Here is a 23,672-nt window from a genome sequence, read left to right on the forward strand (position 1 = left end):
CGCCCGCGCGCTAGGCGATCTCGTCGGCTCCGGCACGCACGACGAAGCGTCGAACACGGTCGCGTAGATTGTCGATCCTGTTGAGCCGCACAGCTTCCCGATCCTGACCGGCCATCGCCGAGGACGGCAACCGGTGGACGTTGCGTGAACACTCGAAGTGCGAGCAGATCAGTGTGCCGATCGTGTCGCCGCGGCGACCGGCCTTGCCCACGCGCCGCGCCGTGAACAGCAGGACCTCGTTCGGGATCGAGACGTCTTCACACAGCGCGCACAGCACACGTGTGCGTGGCGGCACCACGCCCGCCCGCAGACGCAGGCCGACGAGACCGGCCGCGGTATCGGAGTCAGATACCTCGGAAGCTTCAGATACATCGGCAGCGTCGGGGACTTCAGAGACGTCGGAGAGATCGACGACCAGGTAGCCGATGGTCGGCGTCTTGGGATCACGCCAACCGAGATATTCGAGCCGATCCCAGTCGAGCGTGTCGAACTCGGCGGGTAGATGGAGTTCCTTACGTTCCCGTACCGAGGCATTGACGAGGGAAGCGCGCAGTTGTTTTTCGGAGAGTTGTCGCATGGTGAATTCACCTGTTTCGTGAGTGGCGTGCCGCCCTGGAAACCTGAGAACCTCGGAATCCTGGAAACCTCGGAATCCTGGAAACCTCGGAATCTTGGAAACCGTGGAGTCTTGGAAACCGTGGAGCGTTGGTGACGGCACGAAGTAGAGAGGACGGCCGGATTGGCGTATGGACGATCACGCCCTCACCGATCACGGCGAGCGCGCGGTCAGCGCAGACGGCTATCTGTTGTCGGCGTGCACGCCGACAACCTCCTCACGCCGCACGAGGCGGACAGATGGTGCAGACACGCACTCGAGTCTGCCGTCGACCGCGTCTCGTCGTCAACGCGGTAAGCGAATCGAACGGTCATCGCTCGCCCGGCGGCAGGCTCTGGTTGTGGCTATGCTGGCGGTTTCCCGACGCGCCGGCGCGACCTCACGGTGGCTCCGACCCGCGACGCCGGGGCCATCCGCGGAAGGAGCGCACCGTGTCAACCGACTCCGGCGCACACGCCAGACCGACTTCTGGGCAACGTCTGCCCGGTCACATCAGATTGACGTCACACAGCGGCGGAGTCGACGCGCCGTCGATCACCTGGGGCGCACCGACCGCGGCAGCGCGTGGTCCCGTCATCGCGACCACCACGACGCGTGGACACCGCAACGTCGTCGGCACTCATTCGGGCTCGTACAGCGTGTATCGGGCATTGGCGGTGGCGAGCGGGGCACTCTCGCGCGAGCACCGCGCCGACCTCACCAACACCTCGCCCACCGACGTGGTCGGCCCCTACCCGCAGTGGAGCGACCCCGAAGCCATCGTCAGCATCGACCCCTGGGGCGCGACGATCGCCGACTCGTTTCCCGATCAGCTTGCCGCCGGATACGACGTCCGGCCGACCATCGCCATCACCAAGGCTCACGTCATCCTCCCCGAGATCGCCGACGCGATCGCGAAGGGACGCTTGGTCCCCGACAACGAGACCCTGCTGCCCAACGGTGCCGCACTTGTGACGAAGGCCGCAGTCGAACCGGTGTGGTACCTGCCCGGTGTCGCCAAGCGATTCGGTTGTAGTGAAACGGAATTGCGTCGTGTTCTGTTCGAGGAAACCGGTGGCATGTACCCCGAGTTGGTCACGCGTTCCGACCTCGACGTGTTCCTTCCGCCCATCGGCGGCCAGACCGTGTACATCTTCGGCAACCCACGCGATCTCGCAGACCCGACCGTCGAGCTCACCGCACGCGTGCACGACGAATGTAATGGGTCGGATGTGTTCGGCTCCGACATCTGCACCTGCCGCCCCTACCTCACCCATGCGATCGAGGAGTGCATCCTCGGAGCGCAGAACGGCGGCGTCGGTCTGGTTGCGTACTCGCGCAAGGAAGGTCGGGCGTTGGGCGAGGTGACGAAGTTCCTCGTCTACAACGCGCGCAAGCGACAGGTGGGCGGCGACACCGCCGACCAATACTTCGCACGCACGGAATGCGTTGCGGGAGTCCAGGACATGCGCTTCCAGGAGCTGATGCCCGACGTCTTGCACTGGTTCGGCATCACGAAGATCGACCGGCTCGTCTCGATGAGCAATATGAAGTACGACGCGATCACCGGGTCCGGGATCGCCGTCGGAGAACGTGTCGACCTCCCCGACTACTTGATTCCCGACGACGCGCGCGTGGAGATCGACGCGAAGACCGCCGCCGGCTACTTCACGAGTGGCGTGATCCCGGACGCCGACGAACTGCGTAAGGCGAAAGGTCGGGGTCTGACCACATGAGGGCGACGGACACGGTCGTCGATCCCCTCGCGACCCTGCACAGCACCGACACCATCCGCGACCGAGCGACAACACTTCTCACCCGCGCACGCGAGGGCCAATCGGAGTGGTTCACCGTCGACGACGATGCCATCGGGACGACTGTCGGCCTCGTCGCCGATGTCACACGCGCGCGCTACCCCGACCTCGACGTTCCGTTCCACAGCCGATGGCGCCACTTCGAGGCCGCGGGAGTCGACAGGGTCGCCGGGCTGGCGCAGCGGATGAGCGCTTTGACTGTGGCTGAACGGATCAGCACGCGCATCGACCTCGCCGTCGTGAGCGTGTTGCTCGACGCGGGCGCGGGTCCGCACTGGCACTTCGACGAGCCCGGCACCGGCATCCGCCTCACGCGGTCGGAGGGACTCGGCGTCGCGAGTTTCCACGCGTTCACCGATGGTCTGTTCTCCGGCGTGGACGAGGATCCACTGCGCGTCGACGCAGCAAGTCTGCGTGCGCTGACCGCTGACCGGCTCGCGCAGGCGTTCCAGGTGAACGCCGACAATCCGCTCGTCGGCGTCGAGGGACGCCTCGGGCTGCTCCACGAACTCGCCGACGTGCTGGAGGCGACGCCGGGCGTCTTCGGCGAGGACGGCCGCCCCGGCGGACTGGGGACTGTGCTGACAAGCGGCTCCGATGGTGTTCGCGCAGCAGACATCCTCGAACTACTGCTCACGTACTTCGCGCCGATCTGGCCCTCTGCCAATCGAATCGACGATCGCCCACTCGGAGACTGCTGGCGGCACAGCGACGTCGGCGGCGACGGCGTCACCGCCGGATGGATGCCGTTCCACAAGCTGTCGCAGTGGCTTTCGTACTCGTTGCTCGAACCGTTCGGCGACGAGGGAATCACCGTCACGGGACTCGGGTATCTGACCGCGCTGCCCGAATACCGCAACGGGGGTCTGCTCCTCGACACAGGAGTCCTCGTCCCGATTCCGGCCGACTGGTCGACGCGCGAATGGCAGGTCGACGATGAGTTCATCGTCGAGTGGCGCGCGCTGACCGTGGCGCTGCTCGATGAATTGGCGCCACTCGTCTGCGCCGAACTCGGACTCGACCCCGCCACCACTCCCCTCGCGTGCATTCTCGAAGGCGGCACCTGGGCTGCGGGTCGCGAGGCCGCCGCGCAACGGCGACAAGGACTTCCACCCCTGACCATCATCAGCGACGGCACGGTCTTCTGACCGTCCGAAGAACGAGAAGAGCACACATGGGCGGCACGGTTCACGTCATCGATCACCCGCTGGTCGAGCACAAACTCACCTTGATGCGTCAGAAAGAGACCTCTACCAACGATTTTCGACGCCTCCTCGACGAGATCTCGACTCTGATGGCCTACGACGTCCTCGCCGACATCCCGATGCACGAGATCAAGGTCGAGACGCCGATGGAGGTGACGACCGGCCGGGTGATCGACGGCAAGAAGCTCGTCTTCGCGTCGATCCTGCGGGCAGGGACGTCGATCGCGGACGGCATGTTGAGCGTGGTGCCCGGCGCACGCATCGGTCACATCGGGCTGTATCGAGATCCGAAGACGCACATCGCCGTCGAGTACTACTTCAAGATGCCCAAGGAACTCGCCGAACGCGACGTCGTCATCGTCGATCCCCTCCTCGCGACAGGCCACTCGGCGGTCGCGGCGGTCGACCGGCTGAAGGAGTATCAGCCACGCTCGATCCGATTCGTGTGCCTCCTCACCTGTCCCGAGGGACTCGCCGCGCTCCACGACGCACACCCCGACGTCCCCGTGTACACGGCTGCCGTCGACCGTGAGCTCAACGACGACGGCTACATCCTTCCCGGGCTCGGCGACGCCGGCGACCGGATCTTCGGAACCCAGTAGGCACAACCCACCCGCCGTAGGGTGCCCGCCGGGCGGCGCACTGCGTTGGGGAGAATAACCGCATGCAGGCTTCCGCGATAGGTGCGTCGCTCGAGCGCCACCAGGTCGCTGTGTACCTGTGCGCGTTCGCCCTCGGTGGCCTCGTCGGGCTGGCGTTGCCGCAGACCAGCGGTGCCGCAGAGTATTTGGTGACGCCGGCGCTGGCGGCGCTGTTGTTCCTCACGTTTCTTCAAGTACCGGTGTCGGGATTGGCTACGGCGTGGCGGGACTGGCGCTTTCTTCTCGCGCTCGTCGCCGTGAACTTCGTGGCCGTCCCCGCGGTGGTCGCGCTGTTGACTCTGGTCATGCCCGACTCCGATCCCGTTCGCCTCGGGATGCTGATCGTGTTGCTCTGTCCGTGCGTCGACTACGTCATCGTGTTCAGCGGACTCGCGGGAGCGCGCAGCGACCGACTGCTGGCAGCGACCCCGCTGTTGCTGATCGCCCAATTCCTGTTGTTACCGGCCTATCTCGCGATTATCGGCGGCGGCGCCTCCCTCGGCGCAATCGACCCGGCGCCGTTCGTGTCAGCGTTCATCTTCCTGATCGTCATTCCGCTGCTGTGCGCCTGGGGCGTTCAGTTGTGGACACGCAACAGTTCGACACGCGAATCGCTGGTCCGTCGACTCGATGTGGCCATGGTCCCGATGATGGCGTTGGTTCTGGCGCTCGTCGCCGCGTCGCAGGTGGCGCGTCTGGGTTCAGACTTCTCGACGGTGGCAGGCGCGCTGTGGATCTACGTCGTGTTCCTCATGGTGATGCCGTTGATCGGATGGGCGGTAGGACGACTCCTCGGTCTCGACACCGGATCGACGCGCGCCGTCGCATTCTCCGGCGCGACACGAAACTCGTTGGTGGTCTTACCCCTTGCCCTGTCGCTGAACGAGGGGGCCGACCTCGCGGCCACCGCAGTGGTGGCGCAAACGGCCGTCGAACTGGTCGGGATGGTGGTGTTCGTGCAACTCATCCCGCGGATGATCCGCGACCGCTGACCCGCCCTCGCTATTTGTGCGGCACGTCGGCGGAAAGCCCGCCGTCCATGACGAATTCGGCGCCCGTCGCATACGACGACTCGTCACTGGCGAGGAAGACCACAAAGGTCGACACCTCGCTCGAATCCGCTGCACGGCCGAGAGGCACCTTGACCATGTCCTCGGGCAGACCCTCAGTCATCGGCGTCCTGATGAGGCCGGGATGGATCGAGTTGACCCTCACATTGTGTGGCGCGAGTTCGAGAGCGGCCGACTTCGCCAGGCCACGAACACCCCACTTCGACGCGACGTAACCGTGCGCCCACGGACTTCCACGGAGCCCCTCCACAGACGACACGTTGATGATCGATCCGCCGCCGGCAGCGATCATCGGATCCGCTACCGACTGGATTCCGAGGAAGGTGCCCGTCAGGTTGACATCGATGATCTGCTTCCACTTGTCGAGGCGAAACTTCTGGACCGTCGACCCGTTGACGATGCCAGCGTTGTTCACCAGAACGTTGACCTTGCCGAAGTCGTCGACCGCCGCGGCGACCGCCGCCTGCCAGTCCTCCGGTGACGTGACGTCGAGGTGCACGTAGCGTGCCGAGTCTCCGATCGCGGCGGCGAGCGCTTTGCCCTCGTCGTCGAGAATGTCGCCGATCACGACCTTCCCACCCTCTGCGACGAGTGCCCTCGCGTGCTCCGCACCCATGCCGCGGGCACCGCCGGTAATGATCGCAACCTTGCCGTCAACACGTCCCATGGCGACACACGGTACCTGCTCGGAGGCCAAATGAGAACACGTTCTACCTATCTGCGTCGTTCCGTGTTCTACTCATATGGACATCAGTCCGGACAGATGTTCACCCCTGCCTGACTTTCACCACTGACAGAGGTTCACACAGCGAGGAGGCATCGGCACATGACGATCAGGGTGGCTCTCGTCGGCACCGGAAACGCGGGCAGACTCGCGCTGACCCAACTCATCGACGACGACCGGTTCGATCTCGTCGGTGTCTGCGTCAACAACCCGGACAAGGTAGGCGTCGACGCCGGAATCCTGGCAGGAGGTGACAGCGCCACCGGCGTCGTGGCCGTCGGCGATCTGGAGTCGATCATCGAAGGTTCACCGGACGTCGTCGTCTACTGCGCCATGGGCGACACACGCCCGATCGAAGCGTTCAACGACATTCTCGCGATCGTCTCGGCGGGCATCGACGTCGTCGGCTCGGCGCCCGGCGGACTGCAGTATCCCTGGGGCGTCATGCCGGACAAGGCGATCGCCAAACTCGAGAAAGCCGCCCACGACAACGACGCGAGCGTGTTCATCACCGGCGTCGATCCCGGATTCGCCAACGACCTCATCCCGTTCGTCTTCGCGGGTACCTGTCAGCGGATCGAGCAGGTCCGGTGCATGGAGATCGCCGACTACGCGACCTACGACGGCGCCGAGGTCATGTTCGACGTGATGGGTTTCGGCAAGCCGCTCGACGAGACGCCCATGCTTTTCCTCCCCGGAATCCTCGGGCTCGCGTGGGGCACGACGATGCAGATCCTCGCCGCCGGACTCGGCATCACCATCGACGAGGTCGTCGAGCACCACGAAAGTGAGCCCGCACCAGAGGAATTCGAGATCGCGGCGGGGGTGGTGGAGAAAGGTACCCGAGCCGCCGTGCGTTTCGAGATCATCGGGATGTCCGCTGGGCGCGAAGCCGTCGTGATCGAACACGTCACGCGGCTACGCGACGATCTGCGGCCCGACTGGGCGCGGCCGTCACAACCGGGCGGGTGCTATCGCGTCGAGATCGTCGGCGAACCGTCGTACCGCGTCGACATCATGCCGACGAGCGCGAAGGGCGACCACAACCACGCCGCGATCGTGGCCGCCATGGGACGGATCGTGAACGCGATCCCGGCCGTCCACGACGCCCCCGCAGGTATCCGCACAACACTCGATCTCCCACTGGTGACCGGTAACGGCGTGTTCGCCACAGGCGCCCCGACCGGCGAGGATGGCCTCCGGTAAGTTGACCCCCATGAGCGAGCAGACCGTCAGTGACCGTGAATGGAAGGCCTTCGAGGTCGATGTGGCCGACCAGGTCGCCGAAGTCCGTCTCACCGGCCCCGGCAAGGGCAATGCGATGGGACCCGACTTCTGGCGCGAACTTCCCGACATCATCGAAGGCCTCGACGCCGACGATGAGGTTCGCGCAATCATCATCACCGGGTCGGGAAAGAACTTTTCCTACGGACTCGACATTCCCGCGATGTCAGGATCGCTTGGCCCGGTTTTGGCCGACAATGCAAAAGCCAAGCCGCGCATGGATTTTCATGACACCATCATCTACATGCAGCGTGCGATCAACGCCGTTGCCGACTCTCGTACTCCGGTCATCGCGTCGATCAGCGGTTGGTGCATCGGCGGTGGAGTCGACCTGATCACCGCGGCAGACATCCGCTATGCGAGTGCCGATGCCAAGTTCAGCGTCCGCGAGGTGCGCGTCGGCATGGTCGCCGACATGGGCAGCCTCGCCCGACTGCCCGCGATCATCGGCGACGGCCACATGCGTGAGCTGGCGCTGACCGGCAAGGACATCGACGCGCAGCGGGCTGCCGCGATCGGCCTGATCAACGAGGTCACAGAAACCCCCGAAGAGTCTCTCGCTCTCGCACGCACGACGGCCGCGCAGATCGCCGCTAATCCTCCGCTCGTGGTCAAGGGCGTCAAAGCCGTTCTCGATCACACCCGTTCGGCGGCGGTTGCCGACAACCTCCGCTACGTGGCTGTTTGGAATGCGGCGTTCCTGCCCAGTAACGACCTCACCGAGGCGGTCGCGTCGATCTTCGAGAAGCGCGACCCGAACTTCACCGGCTCCTGACGTCGGACCTCACCGGTCACTGACTCGTGGTCCGGTCTTCTCGTTCGTCGGTGACGAGCGAGAAGACCGGAATCTTTCTGTCCGTGCGCTTTTCATACAGATCGAAGTTCGGCCAAGTCGCACGCAGTACCTGCCAGGCCTGTGCGCGCTCGTCGCCGTCGAGCTCGCGCACCGTCGCCTCCGATGTCAGCCCCGCGTGACGCACCTTGACCGTGTCCGTCGCGCGCAGGTTGAAGACCCACTGCGGCATATCCGGCCCGCCGAAATACGAACCCGCGATCAACCAGCCCGCATCGGTGGGGGCCGCGAGCAGCGCGGTGGCGCGCTCGACACCGCTACGGCGTCCGCGCACGATCACCGTGATGTGCGGGAGGCCCGCGATATCGAGTAAGCCGTAGCGCTGACGCGTGAGCACCGCAATCGCCTTGTCGCACTTCACGATCTGCGGCAGATACTTCGGCATCCATGGGATGGAACCGACCTTGATCGCAAGCGGAGTCAACAGGCCCATGTGGTCAGTGTTCCATGCGACCATTTCGCGGCCCGATTCCACCACACCGAATGCCTCCTACGCACCGTGCCAAGGTCGCACCGTGCCAAGGTCGCGCCGTGTCAAGGCGGATGTGCACAGCTGTGGAAGCGGCTCTGATCGTCTCGTCCGATCGGGACGACGATGACACGCATGAACCACGACAACGCTTCTGACCGCATCTCCGACGCACCCGACAGCGAGCCCATTCCCGACATCAAGACCGCGAAGCTGCCGTTCGACAGCACCGAGGCGCTGCGCCAGCGGTGGCGCGCCCTCATGGGACCGCTCGGCTTCAGCGAACCTTGTCTCTGGATCGCCTTCATCGACGATGCTCGCCTGGTCCCCGGGGCTCTGCCGCGCATGACATTGCCGACCGTGCCCGACGCGCATCTGATCGACACCCTCATCACCCAACTCCGCACGGTTACTGACGACGGGCATCTGTCGCTGGCGTTCCTGCTCACACGGCCTGGCAGGGACGGGATCACCGCGCGCGATCTCGGATGGTGCCGTCTCCTCGTGAGTGCCGCGCAACGCTTCGGCGTGCCCATTCTTCCGATCCACCGAGCCAACGACGTTGCACTCCTGACCATCCCGATCCCCGTCGAACGCGCGGCATGAGCGGGTAGTTTCGGACCGGGAGGTGCCATGACAACCGGACCGGACACACGTCGAGTCAGCATCGACGGAGGGCAGAGCGGCTCACGCGTCCGCCTCGCCATCGACGGCACGACGACGGACCGCGACGACGGGCCGATCTTCACGTCGCGACCGGTTGTGGAGCAAGTCGCCGAGATCGCACGGCGAGCGCTCGCCGACGCGCCGGTTCGCGCGACGACCCTTACCGCGGGGGTATCAGGGCTGACCCCCGATCAGTCACGTCCCGAGCGACTGCTGGCACTGACTGCCGATCTCGGCGTCGATTCGGTGTTCCTGGTTCATGACTCGGTGTCTGCGTATCTCGGCGCCAACGGATTCGACCATGGAGTCGTCACCGCGGTCGGGACCGGGGTGGTGACGTTGGGCGTGGGAGACCTCGGTACGGCGCGGATCGACGGGTGGGGTCACCTTCTCGGTGACGCGGGCAGCGCCTACTGGATCGGACGCGCCGGACTCGACGCGGCGCTGCGTTCGTTCGACGGACGCAGCGGCGCCACCTCGCTGGAACGCGCGGCGGTCGACGAGTTCGGTGAGCTACCTGAGCTGTACATGCGACTGCAGGGAGCGCCGGACCATGTCGCGTCGATCGCGGGATTTGCCCGGATCGTCGGGCGGGAAGCCGATAGCGGCGACGGAATCGCCGTGGACATTCTTCGCCACGCAGCCACAGAGCTGGCCACGTCGGTGATCGCGGCGCTACGCCGCACCGGGTGGCACGAGGGCGATGCATCTCGCGTGAGCTGGATGGGGGCGGTCCTCACCCGCAACGACATGCTGCGAGAGCATCTGCGCGACGAGATCAGCACGCGCGCACAGGGAGCCGTCGTCCAGGCGCCGCTGGGCACGTCGCTCGACGGCGTCGAAAAGGTCGCCGATACGCCGCCGGGGCACCCACTCGACATCGAGATCTACAGAGCAGGCTGATGGCTGGGCGCGACGTCCCCGTCGCGCCCAGCCATCAGGTGGTCGCCTGCACCTCGTCAGCGAGACGCGGTGAAGGTGGGCTGGGCAGCCGCGAGGTCGACAGAGCCACTGAGGTAGTCGCTGTCGGTGTAGCTTCCCGGGCCGGACGAGGTCGACATGTACGTAGCGGGCCACTCCACACTGCCGTATACCTTCACGCTGGTGGGAGTCTCGTAATCCGGGCTGAGCCTCAGTTCATTGATGTCGGTCGGCTTGGTCCAGCGAACGCTTCCCGGGACGACCGACTGATACAGCGACTGCGAACATCCCGGCTTGTCCTTCGACGCGTCGGCCTGCGTCGAACCCGCGCAGTTCGTGAAGTACGTGTCGAGGGCCGTCGCCACGGCCTTGGTTCCCTGATCGCTCAACTCGACTTTGAGGGAGTTGTACGACGCGTATGTCGGCCCCAGCGGGAAGTCGCCGGAGTTATCGGCCTTGACCGAGAAGTTCGGGTTGGCCGAACCCCACTCGACCGGCCCCGGGAACACGTAGACCTTGCTGTCCTTGCTGACGTCGACACCGAACGCGGTCAGTTGCGGCACGCGGGTGTCATCGACATCGATCGGGATGGTCCCATTGTCGACGGTCCACTTGCCGTCGGACTTCTTGAGCCTGAAATCGATGTCGGCGTTGCGATCTCCGAATTTGTACGTGGCTTTCACCGTGGCCATCGACGACAACGACGTCGACGGTTCGCGCACGTTGATGTCCGAGATCTTGGCGGTTGCCTGTTGCTTCTTCAGCACCTCGTCGGTGAGCAGTTTTTCCGACGGCGGTGTTCTGACGACGCTCAGCGCCTTCTTGGCGTCGCCGCTGGAGAGACCTTCGAGATAGGTCTGAACCGCGGCCTTTGGCGAACCGCCGGGACCCGAGTCGCCGGTGAACACGACGATCAGCGTCACCACGAGGGCGACGATCAGGACCAGGGCGCCGCCGCCGATTCCCAGAAGCAGAAAGAGCCGCTTGTTCTTCTGCTTCGGACGTTGCGGCGGCACTCCCCCGCCGCCCATCGCCGGCTGCGCACCCCACCCCGCACCGGGTTGCTGACCATATCCCTGAGGTTGGCCCGCCTGACCGTACTGGGGCTGACCGTATTGAGGCTGCTGGCCCGGGTTCGCGTCGTAACCCTGGTGCGGCTGACCGACATTCGCCGCCGGTTGGGCGGTGCCGGCCGGCGCCGACTGCCACTGCTCGTACCCGCCCTTGCCATACGCCGGCTGGGCGGCGTCGGCCTGGCCATACGTCGACTGCCCATAGTGCGACTCGCCATACGTCGACTGTCCGTACACCGGTTGCGCGGGACTCTGCTGCCCGTATGGCGCGTACCCGCCCGCCGACTTGCCGTCACTCGAGGTCGCATCACTCGCCCCGGGAGCACTCTGGGGCGTCGCTTTCTGGGGTGTCGCTTTCTGGGGCGTCGCACCCTGGGGCGTCGAATCGCCCGGCTGGAACGGATCGTGCGGATAACTCACGGCGGCATCTCCCCCTGTCGTCGCCGACGCGGCCAGCCTCTGTGGCTCGTTGCACTCGCTGTCGGACTCGTCGGAATCGGACCAACCTTAAACGAACGTGAACGACCTATGGCAGTCGGGTCAGACGGGTGAATGATCGTCAGTCGCTACCACCTGCAGGGGCTACGGAGGCGGTGAGCGTTCCCGTCAGCAGACGTGCGAAATCGGCGGGGTCGTCGAGCTCCCCGCCCTCGGCGATCAACGCCATCCCGTAGATGAGCTTGGCGGTAGGGGTCAGCCGCGAATGGTCGGTGTCGGCCTTGAATGCCGCGTTGAGACCGACGACCAGCGGATGATCGGCATTGAGTTCGAGGGCACGCTTGGTCTTGGGCAGTTCCTGACCCGACGCACGATAGAGGCGTTCGAGTTGCGGCGACATCGAGTAGGTGTCTCCGACGAGACACGCGGCCGACTCGGTGAGACGGTGCGAGAGTCGGGCTTCACTGATGTCGGCGTCAAGCGCCTCACCGAGCCAGGTGAGCAGTTCCTCGAACTCGGCATTGCGCGTATCGGTCGACTCGTCGGAAGTGCTTGTGTCACCGTCGAGTTCGTCGAGATCGACTTCGCCCTTGGCGATCGAACGGAACGGCTTTCCGTCGAATTCGACACCGCTCGAGACCCACATCTCGTCGACAGGGTCGTGCAGGAAGAGCACCTCGATGCCCTTGGCCCGGAACGCCTCCATATGCGGCGAGTTCTCGATCTGCTGACGGGATTCGCCGGTGAGGTAGTAGATCGACTTCTGTGCGTCGGACATCCGACCGACGTAATCGGCCAGCGATGTCAATTCGTCTGCGGCATGGCTGGTTTCGAATGCCGATGCCTTGAGAAGCGCATCACGATTGTCGCCGTCGTTGACCAGACCTTCTTTGAAGACGCGCCCGAAGTTATCCCAGAACGTCCGGTAGTCGTCGGGACGGGCGGCGCGCATCTCGTCGACGGTCGAGATCACCTTCTTGGTGAGTCGACGACGGATTGCTCTGATCTGTCGATCCTGCTGGAGGATCTCGCGGGACACGTTGAGCGAGAGATCCGCAGCGTCGACAACGCCCTTGACGAAGCGGAGATACTCGGGCATCAGCTCGTCGCAGTCGTCCATGATGAACACTCGTTTGACGTACAACTGCACTCCGCCGGTGCGTTCACGCATGAACAGATCGAACGGCGCCTGCGACGGGATGAACAGCAGCGCTTGATATTCGAACGTTCCCTCGGCCTTGAGGGTGATGATCTCGAGCGGATCGTCCCAGGCGTGCGCGACGTGGCGGTAGAACTCCTTGTACTCCTCGTCGGACACCTCGTCGCGCGAACGCGACCACAGCGCCTTCATCGAATTGATGGTTTCGGTTTCCGTGGTGGTCGTGGTGACCGGTTCGTCGCCGTCGTTCTCCGCGGGAGTGGTGGTCGTCTTCTCGACGTCCATCCGGATCGGCCACGCGATGAAATCGGAGTAACGCTTGACGAGTGCGCGAAGCTTCGTCTGGTCGGTGTAGTCGTAGAGGTGGTTCTCGGTGTCGGCCGGCTTGAGCGTCAGCGTCACCGACGTTCCCTGCGGTGCGTCGTCGACATCTGTGATGGTGTAGGTGCCGTCACCCGTTGACTCCCAACGGGTTCCGGTCTGCTCGCCTGCCTTGCGGGTGACGAGGGTGACCTTGTCGGCGACCATGAAGGTCGAATAGAAGCCGATGCCGAACTGTCCGATCAGCTCTTCGGTTGCCGCGGAATCCGACGCCTGCGCGAGCTTGGCCCGCAATTCAGCGGTGCCCGAGCGCGCAAGGGTGCCGATCAATTCGACGACCTCGTCGCGTGACATTCCGATGCCGTTGTCGCGAATGGTGAGGATGCGCTCGGCGCTGTCGTTCGAGCTCGGCTCGAGCGTGATGTGCAGATCGGAGGTGTCGACGTCGAGGTCCTTGTCGACGAGCGACTCCAGTCTGAGCTTGTCGAGCGCGTCGGATGCGTTCGAGATCAGCTCCCGAAGAAAGCTGTCCTTGTCGGAGTACACGGAGTGCACCATCAGGTCCAGTAGCTGACGGGTCTCTGCCTGGAATTCGCGGGTTTCCGACTGGGTGCTCATCATGTGCCTCCGGATCAGTACGACTGGGCGCGTTGTCTGCCGATTCGATGCCGTCGCGACCTCACGGGGTGCGACGTGCGCGACGTAAGAATTTTACCGACGCCGTGCGCAGTACCCTGAGGAGGGTCGGAGCACGGCGAACCTCACCGCGTTCGGACACAATCGACCCCAGCACCAACGACCGCAAGACCACCGAGCCTTGGAAAGCGAAGGATGTCGACACCGCGCATCATGCTCGTTCACGCACACCCCGACGACGAGTCGCTGTGGACCGGCGGCCTGATCGCCCGCGCGATCGCCGCAGGTGGCGAGGTCTCCGTGGTGATGTGCACGTGGACGTCGGGCACTCCACGGCATCGCGAGCTGCTCGACGCACTCGGCGAACTAGGCGTTCACGACGAACCGATACTGCTCGACTACGCCGACCTGAAGGTGCCGGAGTCCGCGCCCGGGCATCAACGGTTGACCGATGCGTCGTTCGACAGCGAGGTCGCCGAGTTGGCCGGCCACATCCGCCGTCTACGACCCGACGTTCTCGTCACCTACGACGCGTATGGGATCTACGGACACCCCGACCACATCAGGGCACACAGAATCACCTGTGCTGCCGCCGATGCTGCCGCCACCCCAACCCTGTACCGCGATGGCTTACCGGCCTGGCAGGTGCGTTCGCTGTACTTCGCGACCATCGCCGACTGGATGGTCGCCGAACTGGCGGACACACTCTTTCCGCTACTGCAGCCCGGCGACTTTCCCGGCGCGCCCACACATACGCTCGGGCTTCAACTCGATGTATCCGAGTGGATCGAACACAAGGTTCGCGCGATCGAGTCCCACAAGACCGAACTGGCACGACGATCCACCGTCTCTGCGCTGATGAGTCTGCCGCGCGCGCAACGTGATCTGGCCCTCGGCACCGAGTGCTTCCTGCGGCGCGACCTCACCGCAGACGGCTGCGACATCTGAATCAGGGCAAGTCCCGGACCGACGACCGCAATCCACTTGCCCGATGAACACGGCGAGTAACGGCCTCGGCCAATACTTCTCGCGTTCCGACGATCCGCACGCGAGTACGTGCCCTCGTGATCGCGGTGTAGAGGAGTTCACGCGTCAGCAGCTCTGAGCCCGCGGGCGGCAGCACGATGGTGACACCTCCGAACTGGCTTCCCTGACTGCGGTGAATCGTCATCGCGTACGCGGGTGCGACGTCTGGCAGTTGCACCGGGGCGATCAGACGCTCCTGCGCGCCGCGGCGGAACGCGACCTGCACCCGGTCGGGATCGGTCTCGTCACCGGTACGGACAACCACTCCGCAGTCGCCGTTGAACGTCCCGGTCTGTCGGTCGTTCGACGTCACCAGCAGCGGCTCACCCACGGACCACACCATCGTGTCGAGCTCGATCCGCGGAAGGCCCGGCGACTCCGACAGCCAGTCGGCAACGCGTCGTTGCCAACCGCGAACGCCCCAGAGCCCCTCACGATGCGCGCACAGAACCCGGTGCGAATCGAGCGCGGCCAACGCGGCGTCGACGTCTCCGGTGTGCGCCGCGCGGTGCAGCGCCCTGCCCCAGGCGACGATGTCGTCGCGTACGGAGTCGAGGTTGTCGGGGGCGACGAGCTGTACGTCGGCGATCTCAGGCGAGGTGACCAGGTCGACGACGGCATCCGCGTCGCCACGATTGACCGCATCGGCCACGCGGGAGATCTCACCGCCGAATCGAAACCCGCGACGCAGCGTGACAACTCCGTCATTCAGACGCGCCGATTCGTCGGCGTCCAACTCGATCGACGGGTCGAGCGGCATCGTCGGGTACGCCGACGGGGGTGGCGGGCCGGGCGCACGCTCGACGAGGTCGGCAAGGACTGCACCCGCTTCCACCGAGGCCAGCTGATGGGGATCGCCCACGAGAATCAGCCGAGCGTCTGAGCGGACGGCGTCGAGCAGTCTGCTCATCGCGGTCATCGACAGCATCGACGTCTCGTCGACGACGATCACGTCGTGCGGCAGCTTGTTGGCCCGTCCGTAGCGGGGCGTCGAGCCCGGACGCCAGCCGAGAAGGCTGTGCACGGTCACCGCCCGCACCGAGGTGGGCAACGTCCCGTCAAGGTCGACCGACGCCTGCAACTGGGCTGCCGCTCGACCGGTCGGCGCGCACATGCCGATGCGCAGGCCACCTCCGGCGACGTTGTCGAGAACAGCAAGGTTGTCGAGAACGGCAAGAATCCGCGCGACCGTGTACGTCTTTCCCGTTCCCGGCCCACCGGCGAGAATCGACGTCCAGTGCGAGGCGGCAACCTCAGCCGCGAGGCGCTGCCGAGGCTCTGCGGTGCTGTCGGCGAACACCTGCTCGACCTGCGCCCGCACCGCGGCCGCATCGACATCGGGCGCACTGGTCGCGCGGTTGGCGAGCGTCTCACGGATCGACTGCTCCTGGCGGAAGTACTTCCGGAGATAGATCAACGGACCGTCGTCTGAATCCATCAGCACGACGGGCTGCAGTGTGGACCCGCGGGCGCCGACGATCAGCGGAGAATCCCGCAGTTCGGCGAGCATCTCGGCGGCACTCGGAAGCGCGAGCGATCCCACGCCCGGCAGATCGTCGACGGAGGCAAGCGCGAAACACGTCGACCCGAGACGCACCGAGCGCACGGCGAGTGCGGTGGCAACCTGAGCCGCGACCGACACCGGCTCGCCGCACATGCGGACCACGCGCGAGGTGATGTGCAGATCCGATGCAGCGAAAAGGCCTGCGGCGTTTGCATCGGCGAGGATGCCGTCAGCGTCGCGAACCCGTCGCGCATCGTCGACGGACAGCACACCGGGATTGTCGGTGCTCACCGGTCGTCGCCTCCTTCGATGCCCGCGAGTAGATCCGACAACTCGGTGACCAACCCGGTGGGGATGTCCCATTCGTAGACACCGCAACCCGGTGGGGTGTCGGCGCCCACCATCCCGCGCACGAAGTGGTATTGCACCGGACCTAGGTGCTCGGCAGGCTTGTAGCCGGGTAGTCGCCAGCGAAGATAGCGGTGCAGCGCAACGGAATACAGCAGTGCCTGCAACGGATAGTGTGCGCCGATCATCTCCGCGGCCATCGCATCGGCGGTGAAGTCTTCAGCGCTCAGCTCGCCCGGACGCAACCGGTTGGTCTTGTAGTCGACGACGACGTATCGGCCGTCGGATGTGCGGAGCACCGAGTCGATACTCCCGGTGAGATAGCCGCGCAGTGCGCGCGGCGGAATCTCGGCGAGCGACTCGGCGTAGGCGCGCAGCGGATCCTCTTCGGAGAGATGGTGATTCATCAGGGCGGCGACGTCGGATAGGACCGCCGCGGCGGACGGCGTCGACGCCGCGTTACCGAGCGGGAACTCGAAGTCCAACTCTGCCAGCCGATCTCGCGGCCTGACCGACCACAGGGTGCCTCCGAGCGACGCCAAGGGGGTTGTCAGTACGGCTCGTAGCGCGGCGGCGAGATCGTCGACGTCGACGTCGAGTGCGTGCCTGGTCGCGGACGTGGCACACAGTTCGCGGACATGGTCGTCGATGTCGGGTGCTGCGGTGTCGACGTATTCGAGCACCTCGTGGACCAGTGTTCCGAAGGCCGCTCCGAATGGCATGCCGTTCATCAGCGACGGTGTTCCGTCGGGAAGCGCCGAAGCCTGTGCGGCTGCCGGATCCGTTGCCGCATAGGGATCGCCGGAGTCGAGAGTGTCGGCGGGATCGGCAGGCTCGTCGGTGATCAACTCGCCGTCGGCAGCGGAGCCGACCTCGGGTTCGCTGCCGGTTGTCAGGGTCGGATGTCGGTGCGCGGCACCGGCGATCAGGGCCGAGTACGAGGTGCGACGCCACTGCTGGTCGATCGTGCGGGTGAACCGCGCGACGTCGAGTTCGGGGCGGCTGTCGTCGTCATCGGGCGGTGTCCACACCGGTGCCGGCGAGTCGTCGGCGTGCTCGACACTGATCGACACCGGCGGATCGGCTGCGAGCGCGCGCAGGGTCGACACGCACGTGTGGTCGTCCGGCACGTTCACCGAGGTCGGTACGGTCTCGGCGGCGATGCCGCGTCGCGTCTCGCCTGCGTGTTCTTGGCGTCCGAACAATAATCGGTGCAGTGGACCCTTCGACGTGTTGAACGACGGTGCCCAGTGCATGACAACCTGTGACGAGGCGCGCGTCAATGCGACGTAGAGCAGGCGGAGGTCCTCGCCCGCTTCCTCCTCGTTACGACGCGCGATCCGCTCACCCCATCCGCGAGTCCCCTCGCCACCGACGTCGAGGTGACGGCGACCGGCATCGTCGTGGTAGCGAAAGGTTTTCGGCTTCGAGACCCGCGCGGCGTCCCAACCGAACGGCACGTACACGATCGGGAACTCCAGTCCCTTGCTCGCGTGCACAGTCATGATCTGCACGACATGGGTGTCGCGGTCGAGACGTCTGGTCTGATCCTCGTGGCGCCGCCACTGGGATTCATCGGCGATGCGATCCGCAAGCCACTCCACGACGCCTGCCAGCCCGCACTCGCTCTCGACGACGTGCTTGTTCACCAGCGACGCCACCTGCAGCAGATCGGTCAGTGCGCGTTCGCCGTCCTCGATTCCAAGCACACGCCCAGCGACGTTCTCGGCTGCGAGGAGACGTTGAGACAGGGCTGCGAACCCACCGTCGGCGAAGACTCGCCCCAGTTCGGCGAACATCGACGACAGCTCCGCGAGGCGGGTGTCGGAGGCCTCTGCGAGTTCGCTTGCGTCCCAACCGATCAGAGGCGTGAGCGCGGCAAGTCGGACGCGGTCGGCACGCGCCGGTTGCTCGATCGCACGGATCACCCACAACCAGTGCAGCGCACCGATCGTGCGGAAGACGCTGGTCCCGGTGCCGACGACTGAGGCGATGCCGAGTTCCGACAGCGCTCGCTGCAGCGGCTCGATGGTGCCGTTCGTGCGAACGAGAATCGCGATGTCGCCCGGGGTGACGGCGCGTGGTCCGTCGCCGGTGTCGAGCCGGGCGTCGGAGGCGAGGAGCCGGGCGATGTCGTTCGCGACGTCGGCCGTGATCGCGGACCGGACGTCGGCAACCGGAGGGAATCCATTCTTTCCACGGATGGTGAAGTCGCTTCGCGACAGGGCGCGCACGCGCAGAGCCGGTGCACCGGAGATCCGACTCCCCGACCGCGCGGCCCGAACGGGGTGCACCGTGATCGATCGATCACCGAGGCTCGCGCCGCCGTAGATCCGATCCAGCGCGGTGACGAGGTCGGCGTCGGAACGGTGATTCGTGTCGAGCGCACGGAGTGAATCGGCGACGTCGACGGCCGTCAGATAGCTGCGGACCTCCGCACCACGGAACGCGTAGATCGACTGCTTCGGATCGCCGACGAGAACCAGTTGTCGATGCCCGTGAAAGCAGCGCCGCAGGATCTCCCACTGGAACGGGTCGGTGTCCTGGAATTCGTCGACGAGGATCAACTCGAACGACGCCCGGATGCGCTCGCACGCCGCCTCACCGAACTCCGGGTCGGTGACGACCCGGTACAGAATCATCTGGAGGTCGTCGTAGGTCCGCAGTCGCGCGAGGCGCTTGCGACGTTCGACGCGGCTGCGCACGCGCTCGCAGAACCGCACCCGCTGGGTTGCGGCCGATGGTGTGGTGTCTGCGGTGTCGTCGGGTTGCGGCGCCAGCGGCACCCCCGCGCTGCGGACGGCCTCGCGCGCGATCGCCATCGCCTCGCCGACGGAGAATGGCGGGCGATCGGCATCACCCGCATACGACGACAGGTACAGATCGAGCGCGGTCTGTTCGACGATGTCGTCGGTGTCTTCGACGACGTCGTAGATCAGTTCGCGTTCGCCGAGGAAGCCCAGCGCTTCGAGCATCCGGTTACAGAACGTGTGCGTCGTCGCGATCGTCGAGGCGTCGAAATCGGAGAGCGCCTGCATGAGACGTCCACGGCGCGCGGCGATCTCGTCGGGGCTACCTGTCAGCACCGTGCGTAACACCGGATCGTCGTCGCCGTCGCGATCGGTGTGCACGCGCGCCGGGTCGAGAGCGACGACGAGGTCGGCGAGGCGTGCGCGCATGCGCTCGCGCAGTTCGGCACTCGCCGAGCGACTGAACGTGACCAACAGCAGCTTGTCGATCGGCAGGCCGTCGGCGATCTGTCGAGCCGCGACGCCGACAATCGCATACGTCTTACCTGTCCCCGCGCTGGCCTCAAGGACCGTTGTGCCGCCGGGCAACGGTGCTGCAACGTCGAAAGGCTGTGGTGCAGAGGCGGTTTCGGACCCAGGTCTTCCCGTGTCGGGGATGGTGCGCGCTTTGGTCATGACATCGTCTCGTGGTCGAGGAGTGGATTCCAGAGGGCGCGGGCGAGCCTGGTGAACAGCGGCGCCTCGGCCTCTCCGGGCAGGATCAGCCCGGCCCACCGGGGGTCGTCGGAGGTCGACATCCGCAGGATCTCGTCGAATGCGACCGACGACGTCACGTCGGCCCCGAACACGAAGCGCAGGTAGGTGTCGGTGCCCGCTCCGAACATCCCGTCGAAGCTGCGTCGTGCGGTCTCCACCGCCGCGTCAGAACGGACGCCTGCGCACACCTTGGTGGCGTACTCCTCCGCGGGTTCGAGCGGCAGGGGAAGCGGCGAGCGCAACCCGAGATCGCGTAGCCGCACGAGATCGTTGAGCACGGCGCGTGCGTCGTCGGGAGCTGTGAGCATGGACTGGGCAACCGCTCCCGCGCCGCCGCGGCCGACGACGAGCGCCGACGGCGGTGACGCGTCGGCGGCCGACGCCGCGAGCAGCAGCAATCCCAGCCACGCGGTCAATCGCTGCTTGGCCCGCACACGAGAGTACGTCGCGGTGACGATCGTCGTTCCGAACGGCGAGTTCTCGACGATGTCGGCGATGCTGCCGTGGACGCGACGACCGTCGGGCAAGGTGACGACGACGTCGCGGGTGACCGGCGGCTGCGTGCGTACCGAGGCGACCGCGTCGTACACACGTGACACCGTTTCGGAGATCTCGACCAACTCACGGCGCCCGAACTCGTATGGAGGCAGGTTGCCACGTCGCAGCTCTGCTGCCTGAGAGGTGACGAGATCGTCGCCCGCGAGCATCTGTCGTAGGAATCGGTCGCCGACGCCCCACCTGTCGAGAGCATCGAGTTCTACGTCGAGTTCGTCGGTGTGTGCCCGATCGTCGTCTGGCATTCGTGCCCCGAGTCGCTGACGCACGAAGCCCTCGATCGGATTCGCGAGGAACGCTACGAGGTCGCGCAACTCGATGTCGGCGGGTTCGAGATCGCCGACCTCGGCGTCGGACAATCGCGCGGACGGCACCGCGTCAGAGTCGAGAGCCTGTGCGCCCGCGAGCAACTCGGCGTCGAAGCTGAATGGTGTCGGAATCGAACCGATCGCGCCGGGGGTGAAATTCAACCGATCGAATCCGTGCAGGGTGTGGGTGATGACGACGTCGGAGGGGTCGTCGAGTCCTCGCAAGGTGGCGACACTCTCGGCGAGTTCGCTGACGACCACCGCGGGCGGGATGCGGCTTCCGTTCACCGGGTCGGCTCCGTTGTAGAACACGAGTAGCGAGTCCCCGGCGGCGCCGATCGCATCGAGGAACAGCTGCCTGTCTTCGTCGCGCGGATTCCGTTCCCCGACAAGCGGATCACGGCCGAGGACATCGTCGCCATCGGTGCGCTGTGCGCGTGGGAAAGTGTCGGCGTCGACTCCGAGGAGCACGATCACACGGTGTGGCACCGAACGCATCGGCACCATGGTGCAGACGGTCAGTTCGCCGGTCCGGAAGTTGGCGCGCGTCGGTCTCCCCGCCACCACCCCGGCCATCAGGTCACGGATGTCGGCGAGCAGCAGATGCTGCGAATCGGACTCATCGGCGTCAAGAGCGTCCGTTATCGCCCGGACCGCCTGTGCCCGTTGCCATTCCTCGCCCGGATCGGACAGCGTGAGCTGGTCAACGACGTCGATCAGCGTCTGTTGCCACGCTGCACGGGAGGAACGACCTCCCATGCGGTCGAAGAGGTCTGCGAGCCGGTCGACGAATTCCGTGAACCTGCCGGCCAAGTCGATCTCGGTACTCTCCACACCTGCCAGCGGGAGCGCGGCGCCCAACCATTCGCCGTCGGCCTCCTCGGCGACTGCTCCGAGAGCGATGCGATCGACTCCGCTCGCGAAGGTTCCCTGACGGAAGCCGGACAGTCCGAATCGGGCGCGTTCATTCTCTCCGAGACCCCAGCGAATGTTGCTGTGCGCCAACCACTCCCGAATCATGTCGAGATCGTCGTCGTCCATCGCGAACCGGGACCGAACCGGCGAACGGCTCAACAGGTCGACGACGTCGCCTGCCGCTGCTCGACTCGCAGCGAGTTCGACGATCGACGCCACCACGTCGAGGACGGGGTTCACCTGACGGGGACCGCGGTCGGCCAGGCGCACCCGGAGGTTGAACGCCGGGTGGTCGAGGCCGGATTGACCGAAGGCACCACGGATGAGCGGCGCGAACGACTCGACGTCGGGACACATGATCAGGACGTCGCGCGGTTCGAGCGTCGAATCGTCGGCGAACAGGTGCAGCAGTCTGTCGCGCATGACCTCGACCTGCCGCTCGGCACCGTGGCACGCGTGTATCTCGAGCGACGAGTCGGCCGGCGCCGTGGTCGGGTGCACGGTGTCGTCGCGCAGGTCGGCCTGCAGGCGCGGCAGCAGACGTGTCGAGTCGACGCCCGCCCCGGCTCGAGACTGTTGGACTCGAGACTCGTGATAGATGTCGCTGTCGACGATAGGGGCGATGCGTTGCTGGAGTTCCTGGACATCGCGCGACAGCCCGGCTAGCAGCGGATGATCGATCGCGGGGATCGGCCGGTCGGCGCGACGCACCTGATCGACGGTTTCGGAGCCCGCCTGTGTATCGGCGCGCGCCACCGATGCCCACAGCGCAGGCGACGGGTGCGGCAGAAACAGGTGCACATCGCGATGGCGTGCGAGTGCAGACAGTATTTGTCGGAATGATTCGGTCACTCGAGTCGCACCGAAGACACTGATGCGTTCGGGGAGGTCGACGGCATCGGGGTCAGAGCGGACGCGTGCGCACACGTCGTCGAGCAGAAGCGCGGGATGGTCGACGCCGATCCGCGCGTGTACCGCCCGCCAGAATCGGGCCTGCCACTTCATGTCCGATGCGAGTGCCGCCCCGGATCCGTCGGTGTCGTGGCCGTTGGCCCATTCGACAAGCATTGCGGGGCGCTGGCGCCCGTACCGATCGAAGAGGTCGGCGAGATGGCGAGCGGTGGCGAAGCGTCGGCCGATCCGTAGGTCACTGTCGCCTGCCGTCGCGGAGCGACCCGAACCTGCCGTCGCGGAGCGACCCGGACCTGCCGTCGCGGAGCGACCCGGACCTGCCGTCGCGGAGCGACCCGAACCGATATGTCGCGCAATGATGTCGAGTGCCGGATCGTCGATGTTCTCGTCGAGGACGGCGAGGACCTGCCACACCATTCGTGCTGGTTCCCAGGGGTCGTGACGACCGTACGGTCCCGCGTGCGAACGCGGCGTTGTACGGACGGCATCCACGACGGCTTCGCTCAAGGCGGCCGGCGACGAGAAGTCGATGTTCGCGGCGATCCCGTCGGTGCGGCCCGCATCGGCACCCAGCGTGGTCGCGAGGTGTTGGGTCAGCCATCGTTCGACGCCGCGCGCAGGCACCGCGACGATCTCGGTTGCCATCGGATCGGCAAGCGGGGTCCGCAGGACGTCGGCGAGTGCGTCGGCGAGGGTGTCGCTGCGTTCTGCGCGGTGGAGGCTCAGCAC

The 23,672-nt window shown here is 65.7% G+C and carries 17 protein-coding genes; 9 read left to right on the forward strand and 8 right to left on the reverse strand.

Annotated elements, in window-relative coordinates:
- Positions 1-10: 10 nt before the first annotated feature.
- Positions 11-577 carry an FBP domain-containing protein gene (locus A5788_RS11770; protein WP_064867631.1) on the reverse strand — a complete coding sequence of 189 codons (567 nt, stop codon included), beginning with the start codon at positions 575-577 and terminating at the stop codon, positions 11-13.
- 470 nt (positions 578-1,047) lie between these two features.
- On the opposite strand from A5788_RS11770, the gene A5788_RS11775 reads away from it, so the two are divergent.
- The 4 genes from A5788_RS11775 to A5788_RS11790 all read left to right on the forward strand — a co-directional run bounded on the left by A5788_RS11775 (position 1,048) and on the right by A5788_RS11790 (position 5,247).
- On the forward strand, positions 1,048-2,331 hold the full coding sequence (locus tag A5788_RS11775) for a GTP cyclohydrolase II (protein WP_049700751.1): 1,284 nt from the start codon (positions 1,048-1,050) through the stop codon (positions 2,329-2,331).
- Entirely contained in the window at positions 2,328-3,557 is a 1,230-nt protein-coding gene (locus A5788_RS11780; RefSeq protein WP_064867634.1) for a URC4/urg3 family protein, read from the forward strand. The genes A5788_RS11775 and A5788_RS11780 overlap by 4 nt, the downstream gene beginning before the upstream one ends.
- Positions 3,558-3,583: 26 nt before the next feature.
- On the forward strand, positions 3,584-4,216 hold the full coding sequence (gene upp, locus A5788_RS11785) for a uracil phosphoribosyltransferase (RefSeq protein WP_049700665.1): 633 nt from the start codon (positions 3,584-3,586) through the stop codon (positions 4,214-4,216).
- Positions 4,217-4,278: 62 nt separating this feature from the next.
- Positions 4,279-5,247 (forward strand): arsenic resistance protein, encoded by a 969-nt coding sequence (locus tag A5788_RS11790; RefSeq protein WP_064867636.1) that lies wholly within the window; start codon positions 4,279-4,281, stop codon positions 5,245-5,247.
- 10 nt (positions 5,248-5,257) lie between these two features.
- Here A5788_RS11790 and A5788_RS11795 read toward each other — a convergent pair whose 3' ends face one another.
- Positions 5,258-5,992 carry a glucose 1-dehydrogenase gene (locus A5788_RS11795; protein ID WP_049700667.1) on the reverse strand — a complete coding sequence of 245 codons (735 nt, stop codon included), beginning with the start codon at positions 5,990-5,992 and terminating at the stop codon, positions 5,258-5,260.
- Positions 5,993-6,151: 159 nt separating this feature from the next.
- Here A5788_RS11795 and A5788_RS11800 point away from each other — a divergent pair, with 159 nt between their 5' ends.
- Entirely contained in the window at positions 6,152-7,255 is a 1,104-nt protein-coding gene (locus tag A5788_RS11800; RefSeq protein WP_064867638.1) for an NAD(P)H-dependent amine dehydrogenase family protein, read from the forward strand.
- Between the two features lie 10 nt (positions 7,256-7,265).
- Positions 7,266-8,108, forward strand: a complete 843-nt coding sequence (locus A5788_RS11805) for a crotonase/enoyl-CoA hydratase family protein (RefSeq protein WP_049700669.1) — start codon at positions 7,266-7,268, stop codon at positions 8,106-8,108.
- A gap of 16 nt (positions 8,109-8,124) precedes the next feature.
- Here the strand turns inward: A5788_RS11805 and A5788_RS11810 are convergent, their stop codons facing one another.
- Positions 8,125-8,619 (reverse strand): nitroreductase family deazaflavin-dependent oxidoreductase, encoded by a 495-nt coding sequence (locus A5788_RS11810; protein ID WP_064867846.1) that lies wholly within the window; start codon positions 8,617-8,619, stop codon positions 8,125-8,127.
- A 171-nt stretch (positions 8,620-8,790) separates the two neighbouring features.
- Here A5788_RS11810 and A5788_RS11815 point away from each other — a divergent pair, with 171 nt between their 5' ends.
- Positions 8,791-9,261, forward strand: coding sequence for a hypothetical protein (locus A5788_RS11815; protein ID WP_082938095.1), 471 nt, complete (start codon positions 8,791-8,793; stop codon positions 9,259-9,261).
- A 27-nt stretch (positions 9,262-9,288) separates the two neighbouring features.
- A complete protein-coding gene (locus A5788_RS11820; RefSeq protein ID WP_064867642.1) occupies positions 9,289-10,224 on the forward strand; it encodes an N-acetylglucosamine kinase in 936 nt (311 codons plus the stop codon).
- Between the two features lie 56 nt (positions 10,225-10,280).
- Here A5788_RS11820 and A5788_RS23545 read toward each other — a convergent pair whose 3' ends face one another.
- Positions 10,281-11,735 carry a DUF4878 domain-containing protein gene (locus tag A5788_RS23545; RefSeq protein ID WP_082938092.1) on the reverse strand — a complete coding sequence of 485 codons (1,455 nt, stop codon included), beginning with the start codon at positions 11,733-11,735 and terminating at the stop codon, positions 10,281-10,283.
- Between the two features lie 139 nt (positions 11,736-11,874).
- Positions 11,875-13,851: a molecular chaperone HtpG gene (gene htpG, locus A5788_RS11830; protein WP_064867850.1), complete on the reverse strand. Its 1,977-nt coding sequence runs from the start codon at positions 13,849-13,851 to the stop codon at positions 11,875-11,877.
- A 213-nt stretch (positions 13,852-14,064) separates the two neighbouring features.
- On the opposite strand from htpG, the gene A5788_RS11835 reads away from it, so the two are divergent.
- On the forward strand, positions 14,065-14,817 hold the full coding sequence (locus tag A5788_RS11835) for a PIG-L family deacetylase (protein WP_064867643.1): 753 nt from the start codon (positions 14,065-14,067) through the stop codon (positions 14,815-14,817).
- A gap of 1 nt (position 14,818) precedes the next feature.
- Here the strand turns inward: A5788_RS11835 and recD are convergent, their stop codons facing one another.
- The 3 genes from recD to recC are packed head-to-tail and all read right to left on the reverse strand — an operon-like array spanning position 14,819 to position 23,672.
- Positions 14,819-16,690 carry an exodeoxyribonuclease V subunit alpha gene (recD, locus tag A5788_RS11840; protein ID WP_197494593.1) on the reverse strand — a complete coding sequence of 624 codons (1,872 nt, stop codon included), beginning with the start codon at positions 16,688-16,690 and terminating at the stop codon, positions 14,819-14,821.
- Positions 16,687-20,172: a UvrD-helicase domain-containing protein gene (locus tag A5788_RS11845; protein WP_064867645.1), complete on the reverse strand. Its 3,486-nt coding sequence runs from the start codon at positions 20,170-20,172 to the stop codon at positions 16,687-16,689. Before A5788_RS11845 ends, recD begins: the two co-directional genes overlap by 4 nt.
- The gene (gene recC, locus A5788_RS11850; protein ID WP_064870072.1) at positions 20,169-23,672 is read right to left on the reverse strand and encodes an exodeoxyribonuclease V subunit gamma; all 3,504 of its coding nucleotides are present in this window, start codon (positions 23,670-23,672) and stop codon (positions 20,169-20,171) included. Before recC ends, A5788_RS11845 begins: the two co-directional genes overlap by 4 nt.

The sequence above is a fragment of the Gordonia sp. 852002-50816_SCH5313054-c genome (assembly GCF_001665925.1).
Lineage (GTDB): Bacteria > Actinomycetota > Actinomycetes > Mycobacteriales > Mycobacteriaceae > Gordonia > Gordonia jacobaea.

Excerpts from the sequence above, each read along its gene's own strand:
- A5788_RS11770 (WP_064867631.1), bottom strand. The coding sequence starts at position 577 with ATGCGACAACTCTCCGAAAAACAACTGCGCGCTTCCCTCGTCAATGCC.
- A5788_RS11780 (WP_064867634.1), top strand. The coding sequence starts at position 2,328 with ATGAGGGCGACGGACACGGTCGTCGATCCCCTCGCGACCCTGCACAGC.
- upp (WP_049700665.1), top strand. The coding sequence starts at position 3,584 with ATGGGCGGCACGGTTCACGTCATCGATCACCCGCTGGTCGAGCACAAA.
- A5788_RS11790 (WP_064867636.1), top strand. The coding sequence starts at position 4,279 with ATGCAGGCTTCCGCGATAGGTGCGTCGCTCGAGCGCCACCAGGTCGCT.
- A5788_RS11795 (WP_049700667.1), bottom strand. The coding sequence starts at position 5,992 with ATGGGACGTGTTGACGGCAAGGTTGCGATCATTACCGGCGGTGCCCGC.
- A5788_RS11800 (WP_064867638.1), top strand. The coding sequence starts at position 6,152 with ATGACGATCAGGGTGGCTCTCGTCGGCACCGGAAACGCGGGCAGACTC.
- A5788_RS11805 (WP_049700669.1), top strand. The coding sequence starts at position 7,266 with ATGAGCGAGCAGACCGTCAGTGACCGTGAATGGAAGGCCTTCGAGGTC.
- A5788_RS11810 (WP_064867846.1), bottom strand. The coding sequence starts at position 8,619 with ATGGGCCTGTTGACTCCGCTTGCGATCAAGGTCGGTTCCATCCCATGG.
- A5788_RS11815 (WP_082938095.1), top strand. The coding sequence starts at position 8,791 with ATGAACCACGACAACGCTTCTGACCGCATCTCCGACGCACCCGACAGC.
- A5788_RS11820 (WP_064867642.1), top strand. The coding sequence starts at position 9,289 with ATGACAACCGGACCGGACACACGTCGAGTCAGCATCGACGGAGGGCAG.
- htpG (WP_064867850.1), bottom strand. The coding sequence starts at position 13,851 with ATGAGCACCCAGTCGGAAACCCGCGAATTCCAGGCAGAGACCCGTCAG.
- A5788_RS11835 (WP_064867643.1), top strand. The coding sequence starts at position 14,065 with ATGTCGACACCGCGCATCATGCTCGTTCACGCACACCCCGACGACGAG.
- A5788_RS11845 (WP_064867645.1), bottom strand. The coding sequence starts at position 20,172 with ATGACCAAAGCGCGCACCATCCCCGACACGGGAAGACCTGGGTCCGAA.